The 16699-nt window shown below is 66.2% G+C and carries 17 protein-coding genes; 6 read left to right on the forward strand and 11 right to left on the reverse strand.

Annotated elements, in window-relative coordinates:
• Positions 1 to 2: 2 nt before the first annotated feature.
• Genes JOE59_RS09875 through JOE59_RS09890 form a run of 4 tightly spaced genes read right to left on the reverse strand, consistent with a single transcriptional unit; the run spans position 3 to position 3490 of the window.
• On the reverse strand, positions 3 to 413 hold the full coding sequence (locus JOE59_RS09875) for an arsenate reductase ArsC (protein ID WP_204460174.1): 411 nt from the start codon (positions 411 to 413) through the stop codon (positions 3 to 5).
• Positions 414 to 437: 24 nt separating this feature from the next.
• On the reverse strand, positions 438 to 1175 hold the full coding sequence (locus JOE59_RS09880) for an aquaporin (RefSeq protein ID WP_239560194.1): 738 nt from the start codon (positions 1173 to 1175) through the stop codon (positions 438 to 440).
• Between the two features lie 35 nt (positions 1176 to 1210).
• Positions 1211 to 2098 (reverse strand): metalloregulator ArsR/SmtB family transcription factor, encoded by an 888-nt coding sequence (locus JOE59_RS09885; RefSeq protein ID WP_204460176.1) that lies wholly within the window; start codon positions 2096 to 2098, stop codon positions 1211 to 1213.
• A gap of 36 nt (positions 2099 to 2134) precedes the next feature.
• Positions 2135 to 3490, reverse strand: coding sequence for an NAD(P)-binding domain-containing protein (locus tag JOE59_RS09890; RefSeq protein WP_204460177.1), 1356 nt, complete (start codon positions 3488 to 3490; stop codon positions 2135 to 2137).
• 89 nt (positions 3491 to 3579) lie between these two features.
• Here JOE59_RS09890 and JOE59_RS09895 point away from each other — a divergent pair, with 89 nt between their 5' ends.
• The 4 genes from JOE59_RS09895 to JOE59_RS09910 all read left to right on the forward strand — a co-directional run bounded on the left by JOE59_RS09895 (position 3580) and on the right by JOE59_RS09910 (position 6033).
• Positions 3580 to 3942 (forward strand): ArsR/SmtB family transcription factor, encoded by a 363-nt coding sequence (locus tag JOE59_RS09895; RefSeq protein ID WP_204460179.1) that lies wholly within the window; start codon positions 3580 to 3582, stop codon positions 3940 to 3942.
• A gap of 21 nt (positions 3943 to 3963) precedes the next feature.
• Positions 3964 to 5127 carry an MFS transporter gene (locus JOE59_RS09900; RefSeq protein WP_204460181.1) on the forward strand — a complete coding sequence of 388 codons (1164 nt, stop codon included), beginning with the start codon at positions 3964 to 3966 and terminating at the stop codon, positions 5125 to 5127.
• Between the two features lie 99 nt (positions 5128 to 5226).
• Positions 5227 to 5661, forward strand: a complete 435-nt coding sequence (locus tag JOE59_RS09905) for a hypothetical protein (protein WP_204460183.1) — start codon at positions 5227 to 5229, stop codon at positions 5659 to 5661.
• 45 nt (positions 5662 to 5706) lie between these two features.
• The gene (locus tag JOE59_RS09910) at positions 5707 to 6033 is read left to right on the forward strand and encodes a DUF7882 family protein (RefSeq protein ID WP_204460185.1); all 327 of its coding nucleotides are present in this window, start codon (positions 5707 to 5709) and stop codon (positions 6031 to 6033) included.
• Positions 6034 to 6076: 43 nt separating this feature from the next.
• On the opposite strand, the gene JOE59_RS09915 is transcribed toward JOE59_RS09910, so the two are convergent.
• The gene (locus JOE59_RS09915; protein WP_204460187.1) at positions 6077 to 6349 is read right to left on the reverse strand and encodes a hypothetical protein; all 273 of its coding nucleotides are present in this window, start codon (positions 6347 to 6349) and stop codon (positions 6077 to 6079) included.
• Complete coding sequence (locus JOE59_RS09920; protein ID WP_204460189.1) at positions 6346 to 6510, reverse strand: hypothetical protein; 165 nt, start codon at positions 6508 to 6510, stop codon at positions 6346 to 6348. The genes JOE59_RS09915 and JOE59_RS09920 overlap by 4 nt, the downstream gene beginning before the upstream one ends.
• Positions 6511 to 6765: 255 nt before the next feature.
• On the opposite strand from JOE59_RS09920, the gene JOE59_RS09925 reads away from it, so the two are divergent.
• Together JOE59_RS09925 and JOE59_RS09930 are read left to right on the forward strand one after the other, a co-directional pair.
• Positions 6766 to 6930 (forward strand): hypothetical protein, encoded by a 165-nt coding sequence (locus JOE59_RS09925; protein WP_204460192.1) that lies wholly within the window; start codon positions 6766 to 6768, stop codon positions 6928 to 6930.
• A gap of 96 nt (positions 6931 to 7026) precedes the next feature.
• A complete protein-coding gene (locus JOE59_RS09930; protein ID WP_204460194.1) occupies positions 7027 to 7284 on the forward strand; it encodes a hypothetical protein in 258 nt (85 codons plus the stop codon).
• A 141-nt stretch (positions 7285 to 7425) separates the two neighbouring features.
• On the opposite strand, the gene JOE59_RS09935 is transcribed toward JOE59_RS09930, so the two are convergent.
• From JOE59_RS09935 to JOE59_RS09950, 5 genes are all read right to left on the reverse strand, one after another.
• A complete protein-coding gene (locus JOE59_RS09935; RefSeq protein ID WP_204460196.1) occupies positions 7426 to 10827 on the reverse strand; it encodes a glycosyl hydrolase family 95 catalytic domain-containing protein in 3402 nt (1133 codons plus the stop codon).
• A gap of 85 nt (positions 10828 to 10912) precedes the next feature.
• Positions 10913 to 13438, reverse strand: coding sequence for a glycoside hydrolase family 38 N-terminal domain-containing protein (locus JOE59_RS09940; protein WP_307837132.1), 2526 nt, complete (start codon positions 13436 to 13438; stop codon positions 10913 to 10915).
• 26 nt (positions 13439 to 13464) lie between these two features.
• Entirely contained in the window at positions 13465 to 14424 is a 960-nt protein-coding gene (locus tag JOE59_RS19100) for a carbohydrate ABC transporter permease (RefSeq protein WP_307837024.1), read from the reverse strand.
• Positions 14421 to 15332 carry a carbohydrate ABC transporter permease gene (locus JOE59_RS09945; protein WP_204460199.1) on the reverse strand — a complete coding sequence of 304 codons (912 nt, stop codon included), beginning with the start codon at positions 15330 to 15332 and terminating at the stop codon, positions 14421 to 14423. Before JOE59_RS09945 ends, JOE59_RS19100 begins: the two co-directional genes overlap by 4 nt.
• 86 nt (positions 15333 to 15418) lie before the next feature.
• Positions 15419 to 16696 (reverse strand): ABC transporter substrate-binding protein, encoded by a 1278-nt coding sequence (locus JOE59_RS09950; RefSeq protein ID WP_204460201.1) that lies wholly within the window; start codon positions 16694 to 16696, stop codon positions 15419 to 15421.
• Positions 16697 to 16699: the final 3 nt, after the last annotated feature.

Raw genomic sequence — 16699 nt, forward strand, 5'->3', positions numbered from 1 at the left:
GACTACGCGGCGGGAGCGATCTCGGCGAGGAGGGCTTCCACGCGGCTCCGGATGTCGTCGCGAACGCGGCGCACGGTCTCGATGTCCTTGCCGGCCGGGTCCACCAGTTCCCAGTCCTCGTAGCGCTTGCCGGGGAAGATCGGGCAGGCATCGCCGCAGCCCATGGTGATCACGACGTCGGATTCCTTGACAGCATCGACGGTGAGGATCTTCGGCATGTTGCCGGTGATGTCGATGCCTTCCTCGGCCATCGCCTCGATGGCGACCGGGTTGATCCGGTCCTTCGGCTCGGACCCGGCCGAACGAACTTCGACATTGTCGCCGCCGAGGGCGCGAAGGTAGCCGGCGGCCATTTGGGAACGGCCGGCGTTGTGGACGCACACGAACAGGACGGAGGGCTTCTCAGTGCTCATAATCAAATGATAGACGTTCATCTATCATTTGACTACTTCGGTGGCCGCTTTCGTGATGGCGACTTCGGGAGCAGCGGCGACCACCGGGTAGAGGTAGCTCACGAGGAGCACGCCGATGACTCCGCCGAGCAGCTGCGCGGCAAGGAATGGCACGGCTGAGGCGAGTGCGATGCCTGCGAACGTGTCGGTGAAGATGCGACCGATCGTCACTGCGGGGTTCGCGAACGACGTGGAACTGGTGGACCAGTACGCGGCTCCGACGTATGCGCCGACCGCCGCAGGAATCATCCGTGCGTTGCCGCTGCGCACGAGGGAGAAGATGACCAGCACCAGACCCGCGGTTGCCACGATTTCGGCGAGGAATGTCGCCGGCGTCGCGCGTTCGGTCGCCGAGATCGCGGCAGGGATGTTGAACATGGCGTTCGCCAGCAGTGCACCGCCGATCGCGCCGAGCACTTGCGCGACGGCGTATGGCGCGATGGCGCGAGCGGCGAATCCGGGCTGACTCGATCGGCGCGACATCCACCAGTCGGCCAGTGAGACGACCGGGTTGAAATGGGCACCTGATAGGGGTGCGAGCACGGCGATGAGCATCGCCAGGCCGAGGGTGGTGGCAGTGCTGTTCTCGAGCAGCTGCAGGCCGATGTCCTCCGGGGAGAGCCTCGATGCGGCGATCCCGGATCCGACGACGATCGCGACGAGCAGGCCGGTGCCGATGAATTCGGCGACGAGGCGGCGGGCGAGCGGGGCAGGGCTGGGCATGGGTGACTCGTTGGCGCTCATCGGTCCTGTCGATCTCAGAGGGTGGTGAGCAGCTCGCGGATGCGGCGCTCGATGTCATCTCGAATCTGACGCACTTCGGCGAGGGGCTTGCCAACCGGATCGGGCAGATCCCAGTCGAGGTATCGCCGGCCGGGGTAGATCGGGCACGCATCGCCGCAGCCCATCGTGATGACGACGTCGGCGGCGCGCACGACCTCGTCGGTCAATGGCTTCGGGTACTCGCCGGCGAGCGGAACGCCGATCTCGTCGAGAGCGGTCAGGACGGAGTTCCGCACCTCGCCGACCGGGTCAGAGCCCGCGGTCCGCACATGGACCCGGTCACCGGCGAGGTGCCGGAGGATCGCCGAGGCCATCTGCGACCGGCCGGCGTTCTGCACGCAGACGAACAGCACTTCCGGCGCAGAATCGCTCGGCGCGGCCTCATGGCGGGCGAGCGCGTCGAGGCGGTCTGCCGCGAACTGGGCGGCGAGCGAGGGAACGCGCTGACCGGGCGTCGGTCGCGCCGCAAGGAGCGCATAGCTCTCGCGGACGTACCGTTCAACCGTCTCTGCGCTGAACACCCCTCGGAATCGTTCGCTGAGATCCTGCACGACCCGGTCGAGGATGGGATCGACCTCGACCTCGCCTTCGGGCCTGCCGAGCATCTCTGCGATTCGATCCGCGTGGGCCGGTGCCAGCGAGTACCAGGTCCGGCGCCCATCGGGCTCGCGTTGCAGCAGGCCTTCGTCGAGGAGCGCTTTCACGTGGTGGCTCACGGTCGGTTGCCTGAGGCCGAGTTCCTCGGCGAGACGCCCGACGAGCACGCGTCCGTCCGGGGAGCCGAGGAGCCTCTTAAGAATCCGGGCGCGCGTCGGGTCGGACACGAGCCGAAGCTCTCGCGCGGCCTCCGCAACATCATTCATAGACGGAAGTCTATGTCACGGAGGCCGCGCGGAGGCCTAGCTGCAGCAGCTGCTCTGCGACCCGCCGGCTGCGTCGTCCGTCGAGCACGACGAGCCGTCGGGTGCGAGGCTGGTCGAACACACGCCGGTCTCGGGCAGCACGAGTTCGACGTTGCTGGCCGCCGCGACATCGCCGGCGAGCCACGCGGTGATCGAGCGGACCTGCTCGTACCCGGTCGCGAGGAGGAACGTCGGGGCGCGGCCGTAGCTCTTCATTCCGGCGAGGAAGAACCCTGGCTCGGGATGGGTGAGCTCGGCGAATCCGTGCGGCTCCACCGTTCCGCAGGTGTGCACATTCGGGTCGATCAGCGGCGCAAGGCGCTTCGGAGCCTCGACGATCTCGTCCAGCTCGAGGCGGACCTCGCGGAGCATGTCGAGGTCGGGCCGGAAGCCGGTGGCGCTGACCACGAGGTCGGTGTCATGCTCGACCAACTCGCCGCGGCGAACGCCGGAGACGCGCACACCGTCGCCGGCGCGGCCGAGGCCGACGATCTCGAATCGGTCGACCACGGTGATTCGACCGGCGGCCACGAGCGCGTCGACGCGGCGACCGATCGACGCACGGGCGGCGAGGCCGTCGTCGTCGGATGTCGTGACCCTGACCGCACTGGCGTTGCGGATCAACCAGGTGATGCGCGTCTCCGGCTCCTGCTCGGCGAGCTGGGCGAGCGCGAGCAGGGTGTTCGCCGCCGAGTGCCCGGCACCGACGACCGTGGTGTGTCGACCGGCGAACCGTGCTCGCTCACGCCCGAGCACGTCGGGCAGGGCGTGGCTGACGCGGTCGGCGACCTCGGCGAGCCCGAGGGGCTCCAGACCCGAGGAGCCGAGGCTGTTCGGGTGCGCGTACGTGCCGGACGTGTCGATCACGGCGCGCGCGGTGAACTCCTCGACCCCGTCGGGGGTGAGTGCGCGAAGCAGGAACGGCGTCGAGGCGCGACGGGCGGTGCGCGTGCGGTCCATGCCCTGCCTGGTGACGGCGGAGACCCGGACACCCGTGCGGATCCGGTCGGCGATCACGTCGAGCGCGGCGAGCGGCTCGAGGTACTGCTCGACGAGTTCAGTGCCCGTCGGGAGGCTCTCGGGGGCGGGCAGCTGCCACCCGGCAGCCTCGAGCAGTCGGCGTGAAGCCGGGTCGACCACATGCTTCCACGGCGAGAAGAGGCGGGTGTGCCCCCATTGGCGGATGCTCGATGCGATCTCCTCTCCCGCTTCGCAGATGACGAAGTCGATGCCGCGCTCGACGAGGTTCGCGGCGGCTGCGAGCCCGACCGGTCCGGCGCCGATGATCGCGACGGGCAGGGTGTCGAGGCTGCGCTGCTGCAGGCTCGGGACGGTGAGATCGATCAGCGTCATGGTGGTGCGCCTCCTAGGCATCGATGAACTTCGATATTGAGTTTGGGCACTCCATCGACGTTTGTCAATATTCGGATAGGATGACCGACATGTCCACCACGCTCTTGCCTGTGATCCAGCCGGAGTCCGTCGCGTGTTGCACGCCGCTGACCAGCGAGGCCATCGATGCGGAGCGTGCGGACGACCTCGCGAAGAAGCTGAAGGCTCTCGCCGACCCGACCCGGCTTCGCCTGGTCTCGATCGTCGCCGCGTCAGAGGGTGGCGAGGCGTGCGTGTGCGATCTCATCGAACCGGTCGGGCTCAGCCAGCCGACCGTGTCGCATCATTTGAAGATCCTCATGGAGGCGGGCTTCCTCACCCGCAGCAAGCGCGGCACCTGGGCGTACTACAAGCTCGTGCCCGGGGCGCTCGGCCAGCTGTCGCAGCTGCTCGACGTCACCGCCTCCCGCTGACGGCCAGCACCCGGCCCGTCCGTGTCGAATCGTCCGCTCGGTGTGCGCCTGGCCGCGCTCTCCATCGGCCAGGTCATCAGCTGGGGCATCCTGTACTACGCCCTGATCGTCGCGGCGCCGGCGATCGCGGACGAGACCGGCTGGAGCGTTGCGACGATCACGCTGTGCTTCTCGGGCGGGCTGATCGTCTCTGCCGCGGCCGGCATCGTCGTCGGCAGGTGGCTCGACGATCGCGGCCCGCGCCTCGTCATGACATTGGGAGCCGTCGTCGGCAGCCTGGGCCTGGTCGTGGTCAGCGCGGCATCCGATCTGGTCGTCTTCACGCTCGGCTGGGTGGTGTGCGGACTCGCGCAGTCGGCCGTGCTCTACCAGGCGGCGTTCACGGTCATCGCCCGCCGCCACGGCGACTCGCGGCGCAGCGCGATGACGATCCTGACCCTGGCCGGCGGCCTCGCCTCGACCGTGTTCGCTCCCGTCGTCGCCGGCCTCCTCACCGCGTTCGACTGGCGCGCGACGTTCCTCATCCTCGCGGGTGCGTTGCTCGTCCTCACGGTGCCGTTGCACTGGTTCTTCCTCGAACGCGCATGGGCTCCGCTTTCGCCGGCCCACGCCGGAGAAGCGGTGCATCACGTCGGAACCGTGATCCGGACGCGCCGGTTCTGGATGCTCGAGGTGTCGATGGTCACGCTTGCGGCCGCACTGTTCAGCGTCACCCTCGCCATCATCCCGCTCTACATGGAGAAGGGCATGACGTACGAGCTCGCCGCATGGGCGCTCGGCCTGCTCGGCGCGGGTCAAGTCATCGGCCGGCTGCTGTACGTCGCGGTCCCGCACAGGACCGCCCCTTGGATCCCGCTCGCCATCACGTCGGGTCTCGCCGTCGTGCTCCTGGCACTGATGGGCCTGGTGCCCGGGCCGCCATGGCTCCTCATCGGCATCGGCATCATCGCGGGCGCCGTTCGCGGCGCCCAGACGCTGGTGCAAGGGTCCGCAGTGGCCGACCGATGGGGCACCCGCAACTACGGCAGCATCAACGGGGTGTTCGCCGCGCCGATCACCGCGATCTCCGCACTCGGGCCGGCCCTTGGTCCCGTCGTCGCCGTTGCCGTCGGCGGCTACTCCGCGATGGCCCTGGTCATGGCCGGTCTCGCGATGATCGCGGTGATCACCGCGAAGTTCTCATGACCCTCTCCCTCATCTCGCCGGCGCAGACCGGCTCCGACCGACCGTTGACGCAACGGTCGACCCGCAGCAGACCGCAAGACCTCAGCTACGGTGCCAGCAATGTCAAGCCCCTTCCCTCCAGCCGACCGGCAGAGCAGCGTGGGCACCATGAAGAATGACAAGGACGCGGACCTCGACGCACGAGTGCGTGCCGAGGAAGAGGAGTTTCGCGACGTCGTGCGTGCAGGCGCGCCTGATTCCGGCACCGGTGACGACACCGCAGTGGATCGCAACCGGCAGCCCGAGCAGGATGGACCGGTGATGGACGGGGACAACGCCTCCGACCAGTCGAAATGGGAGGGCATCATCGCCCAGACTCGAGCCGATCTCGAGGGCCGCCGGGCGGAGCAGATCCGTTCGGCTCTCGCTCAACGAGTCACGGACGCGCAGCTCGATGTACCGTCCGAGGAGATCGACCGTGCCTCGACGGAGATCGCCGTGACCCCCGACCGAGGCGATGGCCTCAGTCGCAACGCCGAGAGTGGAAGCGAGTGAAGACCATGTCGGAGATCGATCACGCACGGCGCCGGCTCGAGTGACATGGGCCAGCTCATCTACGGCACCGGTACTCGCTATGAGATGGAGGACCGAACGCTGTCGCACGTGAAGGTCGCAGTCGGCGCGAAGCTGCGCCGCCACGAATCCTTCTTCCTGAGTTGGATCATCCCCGCCGACCACGGGTCGGGTCGAGTCAGCATCTGGCTGTCCGACAGCATCCCGCTGCAATTCCATTTCAACGGCAACTCGCCGCCGGAGCTCAACCGAACCTGGGTGAAGGCCCTCGAGCTCACGACCCTGAGTGACCGCGGCATGATCATCCTGCCCGAGGGTGATGCGGAGGCGTTCATCACCAGCCACCCGGTTTGAGCCCAGCGGCATGAACACCGAAAGGCACGCCGACTACTGATCGTCAGTTCCAGTCGACGGAGTGCATCCAACCCGCTATGTAGGCGCGCTCGTTCTCGCCGAGCCGCATACCGAGCTGCGGCGCGTGGCCCGGGTCGAGTTCGCAGAGTTCGTAGATGCGACGAACGACGACGGCTCGAAGTGGCGCGTGGACGTTCTCCAGCACCTCTCGCCGCAGCGGTCGTTCGAGCATGGGCCACCACAGCCCGATCGGGGGAAGGCCGTTCGCATTGGCGACGCGTTCGTCGTGCGGTACGCCATCGAGGACGGAACTCATTGCGCCCGCTCCTCGCGAAGGCGACCGGTCTCGGGGTCGCGGACGACGACGTGCTCGTTCGGGTCGGCATCCTCATCGGCCTGTTGATGCTGCTCGGCCGCTTCGACGGCCTCGTCGAGTTGGTCCGAACCGCTCGATTCAGCGGGATCTGGATCTCTCATTCTCGTGCTCCTCGTTCATGCGGCCTCACCATCGGGGCCGCCGATTCGAACGTACGCGTGTCCGATCCGACCTGAAAGGGATTGACTTTTCGGGCGGTCGGAGTCCGGGCCACGACGCCCGGCGCGAGGCGGAGATGACAGATCAGCGAGCGCGAGATGTCAACCCCCTCCCCTGAACCTCCACGCAGCCATAACGTTCGATCACGTGGATATCCCGGTGACCTCGACGTCCCCGGAGAGACGAAGGGAACCGTCATGAACATCCTGCTGATCATCGTCGTCGTCGTCGCCGTCATCCTGGCGATCACGGGCGGCCTCGTGCAGTCGCTCAACTTCCTGCTGTGGGTCGGACTCGTCCTGCTCGCCATCGCGGTGATCGCCTGGCTCATCCGGATGATCGCCGGGCGCAACAGCGTGTGAACGACGAGCGCACGGCGGGGGCACCGCTTCCACTCGACCACCCGTCGCTCCAGCTGATTCGCCTCTCGAATCCAAGTCCTGAGGAGCTCTTCGCAGGTGCAGCATCAGCTCGGGCTGCACCCGCTCATCGTGTCCGATCTGCTCGAAGGGCGGCAGCACCCGAAGTTCGAGCGTCTCGGTGACCACCTGTATCTCACGGTCTGGGACATCCTGCCCCGAAATGACGACCCTGCCGACACGGACGGCGACATCACCATGCTCTTCAATGAGCTCGAGCTGCGCGACTTGATGAAGCACAAGGCACCCCCGGACCGACGGTGCGGTGCACGTCCGATGGCAGCGCAACGGTCATGACTGCTACACGTGGGTCTGGTCGAGTGCGGTGCGGCGACGAGGCGGCGACCGGCCACTGCGTTGTTTCGGGCGAGCCGTCTGCACGCATCGGGCGTGTGGGTACTGATGGCTTCAGAACCCACACGCCCGATGGGCGGGGACCTACGGTTCGATCACAACCGGAGCGGTGACTTCGACCACGTCGCCACCCGTTCGGTATACGACGTAGGCGTAAACCTTGGTGCCATCTTCCAGCCCGTACAGGCGGGCGCCCTTCGAGTTGAATCGGACGTCGCGGTACTGCGTGAACGAACCCGGCTCACCCGTCTTCGACACGTACACCTCGTAGTTTTTGCCGTTCGCGCCGCGAATCGGGAAGGTGATCAAGGCATAGTCATCCGTGTACGAGACCCGTGAATCGAGCACGGGAACCGTGCTGCGATACGTTGCAGCGGCGGTCACCTGGTGATCTGGCATCACGAACGTGGTTGTTGCGGCGCCGTCGTCGGCCACGGTCACCTCATCCGTGATCCAGCGGTCGAACTCGTGGAAATCGGCCGGGGCGTCCGCGGTGAGCGTCACTGTCTCACCTGCCCGTGCGGCTGAGGGCGATGCCTCGCCGTTGTCGACCTCGACCTCGAACTTCGGCGTGTGGGATCGAAGCGTGTAGGTCTCGCCCTTGCGCGTGTCGAACGTGAAGGTCACCTCGCTCGACCAGTTCGGGGCGGTGCCGTGCACGGTCTCGACCTCCACGCCGGCGGAATCGAAGACGTCGACACCTTCGGCCCACGGCGAAGCGATCGTCAGTCGCTGCCCGGCCTCACTCGTGACGGAGACCTCACCGACGCGATTGGCGGCACCGTCGTAGCCCGCGGAGACGACGAACGCACCCTCGGCACGGAGCCGAGCAAACGATGCATCCTCACCTGCCACCCAGTTCGGGAACACCTTGACGACGCCCTGGTCGCTCATCAGCAGCATGTTGTTGATCGCGGCCGTGGCTCCGATCTTCTCCACCCCGTGCACGCCGTCGCTGATGCGCAGGTTGGGCTGGATCTGCTCGTTGATGGTTCGGGTCAGCTTCTCGAGCACCGTGCCGGCCGGATACCGGGATTGCACCGCGTCGTTGAAGATGCGGGGGAAGTTGTTGATCTGACGCCACGCACCGTCGCCGAAGACGTCGATGGTATTGCGCGCGATCTCCAGCTCGTCGCTCGGCGAGTAGAACCCGAGCTGACCGCCCGGCACGACGATGTCGAGCGGGATGATGTTGCCGTCCGCCGGCACCGGATTCGCGAGCGGCACCCACTGACCGTTCTTCCACTCCTTCTCTGCAAGCGAGTACACCTGCTTGCCGTTCCACGTGCTCGTCGGCTGAGGCGCCAAGCGGTCGAAGAGGTCCTGCCAGTGCGCTCGCTTCTCGGCATCACGATCGAGCGTCTCGCTCGCATCGATCAGCTCACCGAGCACGTTCTTCAGGGCCGCGAGCTCCACCGCGGGGTTCTTCGCCCACGAGCCCTCGTTGTAACCGGCGTACAGCGTGTACGCCTCACCGGACTTGTCGAGCCATGCGTCGTAGAAGTTGACGCAGTGCACGAGATAGTCGTACACCTCGCTTTCGAGATACTCCGTGTCCTGGGTGTATCGGTAGTACTCGATCAGCGGGTTGGCACTGTACGCGGCATTGAGCGCTTCAGAAAGGTAGTGATCGTCGGTGACCGTCCCCCACGGCCCGATTCCCACCGGATAGAGCACGGCGTCGGCGATGCCGTTCTGCAGATCGGGTCGGCTGTCGATGTAGGCGCTATTGATCCGCCGCAACTGTGCCGGGTCGGCGGCACGGCGCTCACCTTCCGGCATGAAGCTCAACATCGCGTCCGCAGCAGGCAATGACAACTCGGGCCGGTTGCTCGAGTCCGTGCCGTAGAACGTCGCGATGAAGTTGTAGTTCAGGTGGTAGTCCGACGACCAACTCGGGTTGTCGGTCGTGTGCCAGATGCCGTACAGGCCGGGAGCGAGTTCGCCGTCTCTCGACGTGCTGCCGAGCAAGTATTGAGCTCCGTAGTAGTAGCGCATGACCTCGGGTCGATTCGGCAGGTCGATGAACGACGCCGACCAGAAGTCCTTCCACCACTCCGTCCGCTCGGCTTCGAGGTCGCCCAGGCGTTCGGCGTCGGCGGCGCCGGCGAGCAGCGTCAGCGCTTCCGCCTTCGGGTCCTCACCGTTCAGTGAACCGTCGGGTGCGAACGTCTTCCCGCCGCCGCCGACGGCGGTGACGATCTGCACTGTCTCCCCCGGCTCGAGCGTGAAGGTGGTGTACGCCTCGCCCTTCGTGGAATCTGCGGTTGCGGCAGCGTCCGCTCCGACCACTGCGGTCGCCAGTGTCGCCTGCGATCGCCACGATGCCGGGTTCGCCGGTGCGTTGTTGAAGGTCGAACGCGTGGCCGTCGCGACTCCGTGCTCCTCCGCGCTCGTCACCGGGTACTTCGCGTTTCCGGGCTTGCCCCAGGTCTTCACGTCCAGATCGACCGCGGATTCGCCCTTCGAGGTCACCTCGGTGACGAGCACGTTGGCATCCGGTGCGAGCCAGGTCTCCATGTCGACGGGCACGCCGCCGATCGCCATCGAGGTTCGGACCTCAGCATTGAGGATGTCCTGCGTCTCGGTCGTGGTGACCGCCGTCCCGGGTGCCTTGGCCGATTCATACAGCTCGAGCTGCCCGATCCGGGCACGGGGAGACGAATCGGTGTTGCTCGGTTGCAGCGGCTCCGTGATGTACAGCCGGAAGTGCGCAGAGCGCACGCTCGTCTCCAGGTTCTGGTCGAAGACGTCGGCGGCGTTGTCGTCGACCACCGAGACATCGGTCCAGACCCCGTTCGGCCCGCCGGTCTCGCTGACCTGCAACCGGAAGTCGCTCGTGTTGTTCTTGCTCTGCCCGGGGCGGACGCCGCCATCGTTCCAGACCACCCAGCGCTGCACGTCGATCGGCTCGGCGAACGAGAGCTCGAGCCACTGCTGCTTGCCGACCTGCGACACCCAGCCTTCACCGGCAGGGGTGCCGGTCACCGCGCGCTTCGGTGCGAAGTCGGGATGCTGCGAGCTCGCCGTGACCGCGGAGTAGCCGGGCGCGAGGTTCCGCGCGGTCTCGTCCGCTGCTTCCTGGATCGTGATGCCGCCGATCGGCAGCGGCTTCGTGAGGTTGTCGCCACTGTTGAAGACGCCCTTGAGGTCTCCCGCCGAGACGAAGTCGGACTTCGACAGCAGGAAGGATTTCTGGCCCGCCGCGCCGGCGGAGGTCACCCCGAGGTCGCCGTTGCCGAGCAGTGCGGTGTTCGGCACCTTGTCGGAGTAGGCACCGGGGTAGCCGTCACCGGTCCACTTTCCGGTGATTCCGCCGACGATCTCGCTGATCCGCTCCCAGTCCGCTGAAGCGGGGCCGGGTGCCGCACCGGAGCCGTCGTCGACCGTCGCAGCCGCGGGCACGGCCACTGCCGTCAACCCGATGGACATGCTCACGGCGATCGTTGCGGCGCCGATGCGGTGTCGATAGCGTGTGTTTCTCATTCGAATCCTCCTCGATTCGTCTCAGCTGATGTTCCTGAGGGACGAACTCGTCCCCGACGTGCCCGGTTCTCCTTCCGAGTCGGTGTCACACTGCCGACGGGGCGGTGAGGCGCCCCGCGCCTGGCGATCGCCCGTGCGTCGTGACCGGCCAGATGATCGGAGCGTGGGCGAAGTCGTAGGCCCGCTCTCGCAGCTCCTGATCGGCGACGTGCGCATACGAGGCGAATCCGAACCGGAGGCGCACCACGCCCGGCTCGGTCAGCGGGTAATTGGTCATCCAGTAGTTGTTGTACGCCCACGCCAGCATGCGCGGGTTCGAGTCACGGGGCACACGATCCATCGGTGGCCCGAAGTGGAAGGTGCCGAACTGGACGAGCGGCGCATCGGGAGTGAACAGCACCTGCGTGAGTGACGAGCCCGAGATCGCCGCGAAGGTCTCCACGGTCGCCCATCCCCGGCACGCACCCTCGAGCTGATCGTCATCGAGCCGGACGACCTCGCCAGCGGAGTCGAAACTCCCACTCCAGTTCGCGGGCATGTTCAGCGGAGTGACGAAGTAGATCGCCTGCGGTGTGGTGTCGGCGAGGAGCTCGAACTCGACATCGACCTCGATCACGGGCGAGCTGCTCGAGAAGGTGAACCGCTGCGTCAAGAAGCTCAGACCCGGCGCGTCGATCCGCCGTGTCAGCGTGGCGCGGTCGTCTTCGACGACGACGCTGCAGGACAGCGGCCGCCGTGCACGTTCGCGGATCGGACGCCACGCATCCCACCCGAGTTGATCGAACTTCTCACCGTCGAGATCACGCTTGTAGAACGCCTCACGGGTGCCGTCGACCATGGCGTCGGCACGCTCGCGGACGAACTCGAAGAAGTCGTACTCGTCATCGGTGTTCGTCAGCTCGGCCCCGTTCACGATGTCGAACAGCGACACGATCCGCCCCGTCTCACCGTCGTACTGCACTCGGTGGAATGGGGTTTCGATGGTGCCCGTGACCCGCGCGACTTCAGAGAACGCGTCCCAGCTCGGCGAACCGAAAGTCGGCTGTTGCTCCGTGTGGTGCTGGATCGTTGAGGATTGGACTCCACGCAACTCGGCGAAGGGCACGATGCGGTAGCTGCGAGCGGGAAGTTCGATTCCCTGCACCCGACGCACCTCGTCATTCGGCAGGCGCACGCGCCACGGGCGGGAGTCGTACGCCATGCGACGGGCGCGGTAGGTGCGCTCCCCCGCAGGGCGGGCGTCGCGAAACCAGGCTTCCGGAATCTCAGGATGCACGGTGCGCGCATGATCAGCGGCATTGACGACGAGTACCCCGGACAGCCCGCGATCGGCGGGCGGATTCTCCGCGAGTGCTTCCAGTCCTGACATGAGGGCGAAGCCGGCCAGCTCGTCGGCCTCATGTGCCAGGGCGCGTTTCAGCAGCTCGGTCGTCACGGCCTGCGGGTTCGCCGGCGACGGGTCGAAGAACCCCCAGGTGTGCTCGTCGAAGAGATCCGTGCGTTCCTGCGCGGTGTGCACGACATCGCGGCGGTCCGTTCCGATCGCCGCGACCTCGTGCAGACGAGCCTTCGCATGCCGCGATGCCGACGTGGCCGTCGGCGTGCTCCCGGCACCGAAGGTCCAGTAGTCGGTCCAGTCGCCTCGGCGAACCTCGAGCTGGTCGTGTGGAACAACGCTGGCGGCATCGCGCAGGTCGTCGAACGTCGCGTACCGGATCGTGGGGCCCTCGCCGCGCTCGTTCCACCGTTGGATCAGACCGGGCAGGTACGGATTCGGTGGTGCGTTGTCCCACATCACCGGCGAGCAGGTGCTCGACAGGTAGAGGAACGGGAGCGAGTATCCGGAACGCTGCAGATGTGCGGATGTCTCTTCCCACCCTTCCTGCATTCGATCCACCGAGTCGTCCCACGAGTAGAGCAACTGGTCGAACATCGTGTAGTGGTGACCGTTGAAGACGCGCAAGGTCCGACCGGATGGGGCCTCCCACCCGAACATGCCCGGGCGTGGCTGCACCGGGCGACCGGAGTGCAGATTCGCCCCCATGATCAACATGTCGACACCGGCGTCGAGGAGCACGTCGGCGAGTGCCCATTGTGCTCCGGGCACATCGTGCTGGCATGCGACCGAAACACGGGATCCGAGCACGGCCTCGAGCTCGCGCTTGCCCTCGATCAGTCGGTTGAGGCCGGGCCGGTCGGGCAGCGCGCTGACGTTCCATCGGAGCGCCGCGACCCCGATCCGGCCTGCTTGGTGCAACGCGACGAACCGGTCGATCTGCGATTGCGGTGCCGCTCGAAGCCATCGCAAGACAGGTTCGTAGGCCTCACAGGTCCACTTGGGCTGCGCCTCGACCGGCAAGTCCGCGGTGGCCTCGAGCCATTCGACCGCCTGCGTGATGTATTCGCCCTGCAACTGCCAGACGACGGGCTGTGCGTGGGTGTAGCCGACATCGAGATGACTGTGGTGCAGGACGAGGATCTCCTCGACGGACGTTACTGACACGGTGCTGCCTTTCAGAGGGGATTTCGTGTGCGCGTGAGCGGTGCTCACAGCGCGACGTGCTGGACCTATGCGGGTGCGCCATCGCGCGATGCGGAGGAGACCCCACACGGCGAGGTAGGGTCGCGGAACCGCGATCAGCCCTTGGAGGCTCCGGACATGAGTCCGTGAATGAACTCGCGCTGAGTGACGAGGTAGCCGACGACGGGGATGATCGCTGCGAGGAGCATGATGCCGAACAGCTGGCCGTAGTCGGTCGAGTAGGTACCGAGGGACTGGTAGATACCGGTCGTGATGGTCTGCCCCTGCAGGGGTCCGAGAATGAACAGCGGGTTGAGGAAGTCGTTCCACACCCAGAGTCCGAGGAAGATCCCGACGGTCGCCGTGGCCGGGCGCATCAGCGGCATCACGATGGTCCACCAGATTCGCAGGTCGCCGGCGCCGTCGACCCGTGCAGCTTCGATGACTTCGCTGGGCAGCGTTCTGAGGAATCCGACGAACACGAACACGGCGAACGCCATGTATCCCCCGCCGATGTTGGACAGGATGAGGCCCGGATAGCTGTTCTGCAGCCCGATGGTCTGGAGCAGGGAGACGATCGGCTGCAGCACCACCTGCGGCGGCACCATCAGGCCCAGTGCGAACACGGCCAGCAGAATCCCCTTGAGCACCGGGGGCCGTTCCGAGATCCAGAAGCTGAGGGCCGACGCCAGCGGAATCAGGAAGATGAGCGTCAGCGCGGTGACGAGGATCGAGTTCATCAGACCGCTCTGGACCAATTGATCGGGTCGTTGCAGCGCAGTCAGGATGTTGTCGAACGTGAACGGGGCCGGGGGCGCGAGGGGGTTGGCGAGGATCTGATCCTGGCTCTTGAACGCGCTGGACAGTGCGATGTAGATCGGCAGCACGAACGCGAGTGTGACGAGCCAGGCCGCGACGAGGTGTCCCCCGGCACGAAGAATCCGGCGTCGGCTCTTCGGCCCGAACCTGCGGGGCGCAGGGTCTTCGAACGACGCGAGAATGATCTCGGCCTCGCGCTCGGACGTGGTCCCTTCATCGCCGGCGGCGAATGCCATGGGCGTGTCCGTGGTGCTCACAGGTGGGCCTCCCGTCGACGGAGCAGTCCGGTGGTGGTGTAGGCGACGAGGGCGGTCAGCCCGAGCAGGAAGATGGCGATGGCACTCGAGTATCCGAACCGGTTGTTCGTGAACGCCACGTCGATCAAGTAGTAGGCGACGGACTTCGTCGAGTTCGCAGGACCGCCGCCGGTGAGCACCGCGATGACGTCGTAGAGCTTGAGGGTGGTGATCAATGACAACGTCACGCTGATCGTCATGCCGGGAGCGATCATGGGGAAGGTGACGTTCCGGAATCGTCCGAAGACGCCGGCGCCGTCGACTTTCGCCGCTTCGTACAGCTCGGCCGGGACGGATTGGAGGGAGGCCGTGTAGACGACGGTGGAGAACGCGATCGTGATCCAGCTGACGACGACGCAGATGGACAGCGTCGCCAACTCGGGCGTTCCGATCCAGGAGATCGCGGTGTCGGTCAGGCCGAGATTCTGCAGGGTGACGTTGAGCAGACCGTTCTGCGTCAGGATGCTCCGCCAGATGAACGCCACGATCACGCCGGAGAGCACCTGCGGAATGAAGATCAGGGTTCGCATCACGCGGTAGTTCACGGTGGAACGGTTCAGCAGCATCGCGAACATCAGCCCGAGGGTGTTCGCGACGACGGTGACGAAGACGACGACGACGAGGGTGAAACCGAGGCTTCGGGCGAGTCGCGGGTCCTGGAACAGCTCGATGTAGTTGGCGAAACCGACGAAGGAGCTCTCGGGCTTCAGCGGGTTGCGGTCAGTGAAGCTCTGGATCACGCTCTGCACGATCGGGTACAGCAGGAACGCGGCGTAGAGCGCGATCGCGATCCAGGCAACGGGGGCGAGGCTGAGGCCCCGGCGGCGAGTGCCGCTGCCACGCCGTCGAGCGGCGACCTGGGTGGACATGGAGATCCTTCCGGATGGTGTGTGGTGGGGGGCGCCGCGGGGCGATGGGGTCCCGCGGCGCACCCCCGTGGTGCCGGCGAAGCGGACTACTGGCCGACGGCGGCATCCCAGTCGGCATCGAGCTGCGCGAGCTGTGCTTCGACGTCGCTGTTGGAGAACAGCGACTGGGACATGGCGTAGAACAGGTCGTTCAGACCCGGGGCGAGCGCATCGTCGTTGTTGATCCAGCCGAACGCGGAGACCTTGGTGTTCTCGTCGGTGACGAGCCCGTAGGTCTCGGTGTACAGATCGCTGACCTCGACATCGAAGTCGTCGAGGGTGAGGTTCTTCATCATCGGGTAGGCGCCGTCGGTCTCGATGAGCACCGACAGGTTGCGGGGGTCGAGCGACCAGTTCTGGGCGAACTCGCTGGCGTTCCCGACATCCTTCGACTGCGATGCGACCGAGGTGGTGCCGCCGATGTTGAACGGGATGACGACGGTGCCGTCATCGGTCGGCCACGGGAAGGCGCCGATGTTGGCCGCCTGCTCGGGGGTGAGGTAGCTGGAGCCGGTGAACCAGCTGCCCATCGGGTACATGCCGCTCTTGCCGTCGAGGAAGTTCTGGTTGGCGGTGGCGTAGTCGACGCTCAGCGCGGCGGAATCATAGGCTCCGGCGTCGACGAGGTCGGCGGCCTTCTGCATCGCGTCGGCGAACAGCGGGTCGGTGAAGTGCACGTCACCGTCGTATCGCTTCTGGATCCATTCCGGGTCCTGTCCGAGCACGTCGGCGCTGGCCAGGCCGACCAACGGCATGCTCGCAGCCCAGGCTTCGGCACCTGCGAGCTCGAGCGGGGTGACTCCGGCGGCCTTGAGCTTGCTGATGACGTCGGCGAACTCGGCCCACGTGGTGGGGACGTCGATGTTGTTGTCGGCAAAGATCTGCTTGTTGTAGAAGACGAGCGGGATGACCTGGGCGTTGGTCGGCGGGATGTAGGTCTCGCCGTCGATGTTGTTCGCCTCGGGCTGGAGGAAGTTCTCCTTCAGCCAGCTCTGGTCGAAGGGCTCGAGCAGACCGGCGTCGAGGAAGTCCTTCGGGTTGATGGAGGACAGGATGTCCGGGAACTGGCCGCTCGCTTGGAGCTGCTTCGCGTAGGCATTGCGGTCCGCGTCGGGGCTGACGATCTTCTCGACGGTGACACCGGACAGTCCTTCGAGTGCGTTGTCGATCGACGCGTCCCAGAACGTGGCGTCGAGGGCCGGCGTCTCGAACACCATGAACGTCAACGCCTTGTCGTCCTTGGGTGCCGAGGTCGAGCATGCGGTGACGCCGAGCAGTGAGATGGCGCCGACGGCAACTGCTGCGAAGACTCGATTGCGCTTCACTTC

Source organism: Agromyces cerinus (assembly GCF_016907835.1).
Classification (GTDB): Bacteria; Actinomycetota; Actinomycetes; order Actinomycetales; family Microbacteriaceae; genus Agromyces; species Agromyces nitratus.

Excerpts from the sequence above, each read along its gene's own strand:
- JOE59_RS09915 (WP_204460187.1), bottom strand. The coding sequence starts at position 6,349 with ATGAGTTCCGTCCTCGATGGCGTACCGCACGACGAACGCGTCGCCAAT.
- JOE59_RS09920 (WP_204460189.1), bottom strand. The coding sequence starts at position 6,510 with ATGAGAGATCCAGATCCCGCTGAATCGAGCGGTTCGGACCAACTCGAC.
- JOE59_RS09895 (WP_204460179.1), top strand. The coding sequence starts at position 3,580 with ATGTCCACCACGCTCTTGCCTGTGATCCAGCCGGAGTCCGTCGCGTGT.
- JOE59_RS09875 (WP_204460174.1), bottom strand. The coding sequence starts at position 413 with ATGAGCACTGAGAAGCCCTCCGTCCTGTTCGTGTGCGTCCACAACGCC.
- JOE59_RS09910 (WP_204460185.1), top strand. The coding sequence starts at position 5,707 with ATGGGCCAGCTCATCTACGGCACCGGTACTCGCTATGAGATGGAGGAC.
- JOE59_RS09935 (WP_204460196.1), bottom strand. The coding sequence starts at position 10,827 with ATGAGAAACACACGCTATCGACACCGCATCGGCGCCGCAACGATCGCC.
- JOE59_RS09880 (WP_239560194.1), bottom strand. The coding sequence starts at position 1,175 with ATGCCCAGCCCTGCCCCGCTCGCCCGCCGCCTCGTCGCCGAATTCATC.
- JOE59_RS09885 (WP_204460176.1), bottom strand. The coding sequence starts at position 2,098 with ATGAATGATGTTGCGGAGGCCGCGCGAGAGCTTCGGCTCGTGTCCGAC.
- JOE59_RS09890 (WP_204460177.1), bottom strand. The coding sequence starts at position 3,490 with ATGACGCTGATCGATCTCACCGTCCCGAGCCTGCAGCAGCGCAGCCTC.
- JOE59_RS09905 (WP_204460183.1), top strand. The coding sequence starts at position 5,227 with ATGTCAAGCCCCTTCCCTCCAGCCGACCGGCAGAGCAGCGTGGGCACC.
- JOE59_RS09945 (WP_204460199.1), bottom strand. The coding sequence starts at position 15,332 with ATGTCCACCCAGGTCGCCGCTCGACGGCGTGGCAGCGGCACTCGCCGC.
- JOE59_RS09925 (WP_204460192.1), top strand. The coding sequence starts at position 6,766 with ATGAACATCCTGCTGATCATCGTCGTCGTCGTCGCCGTCATCCTGGCG.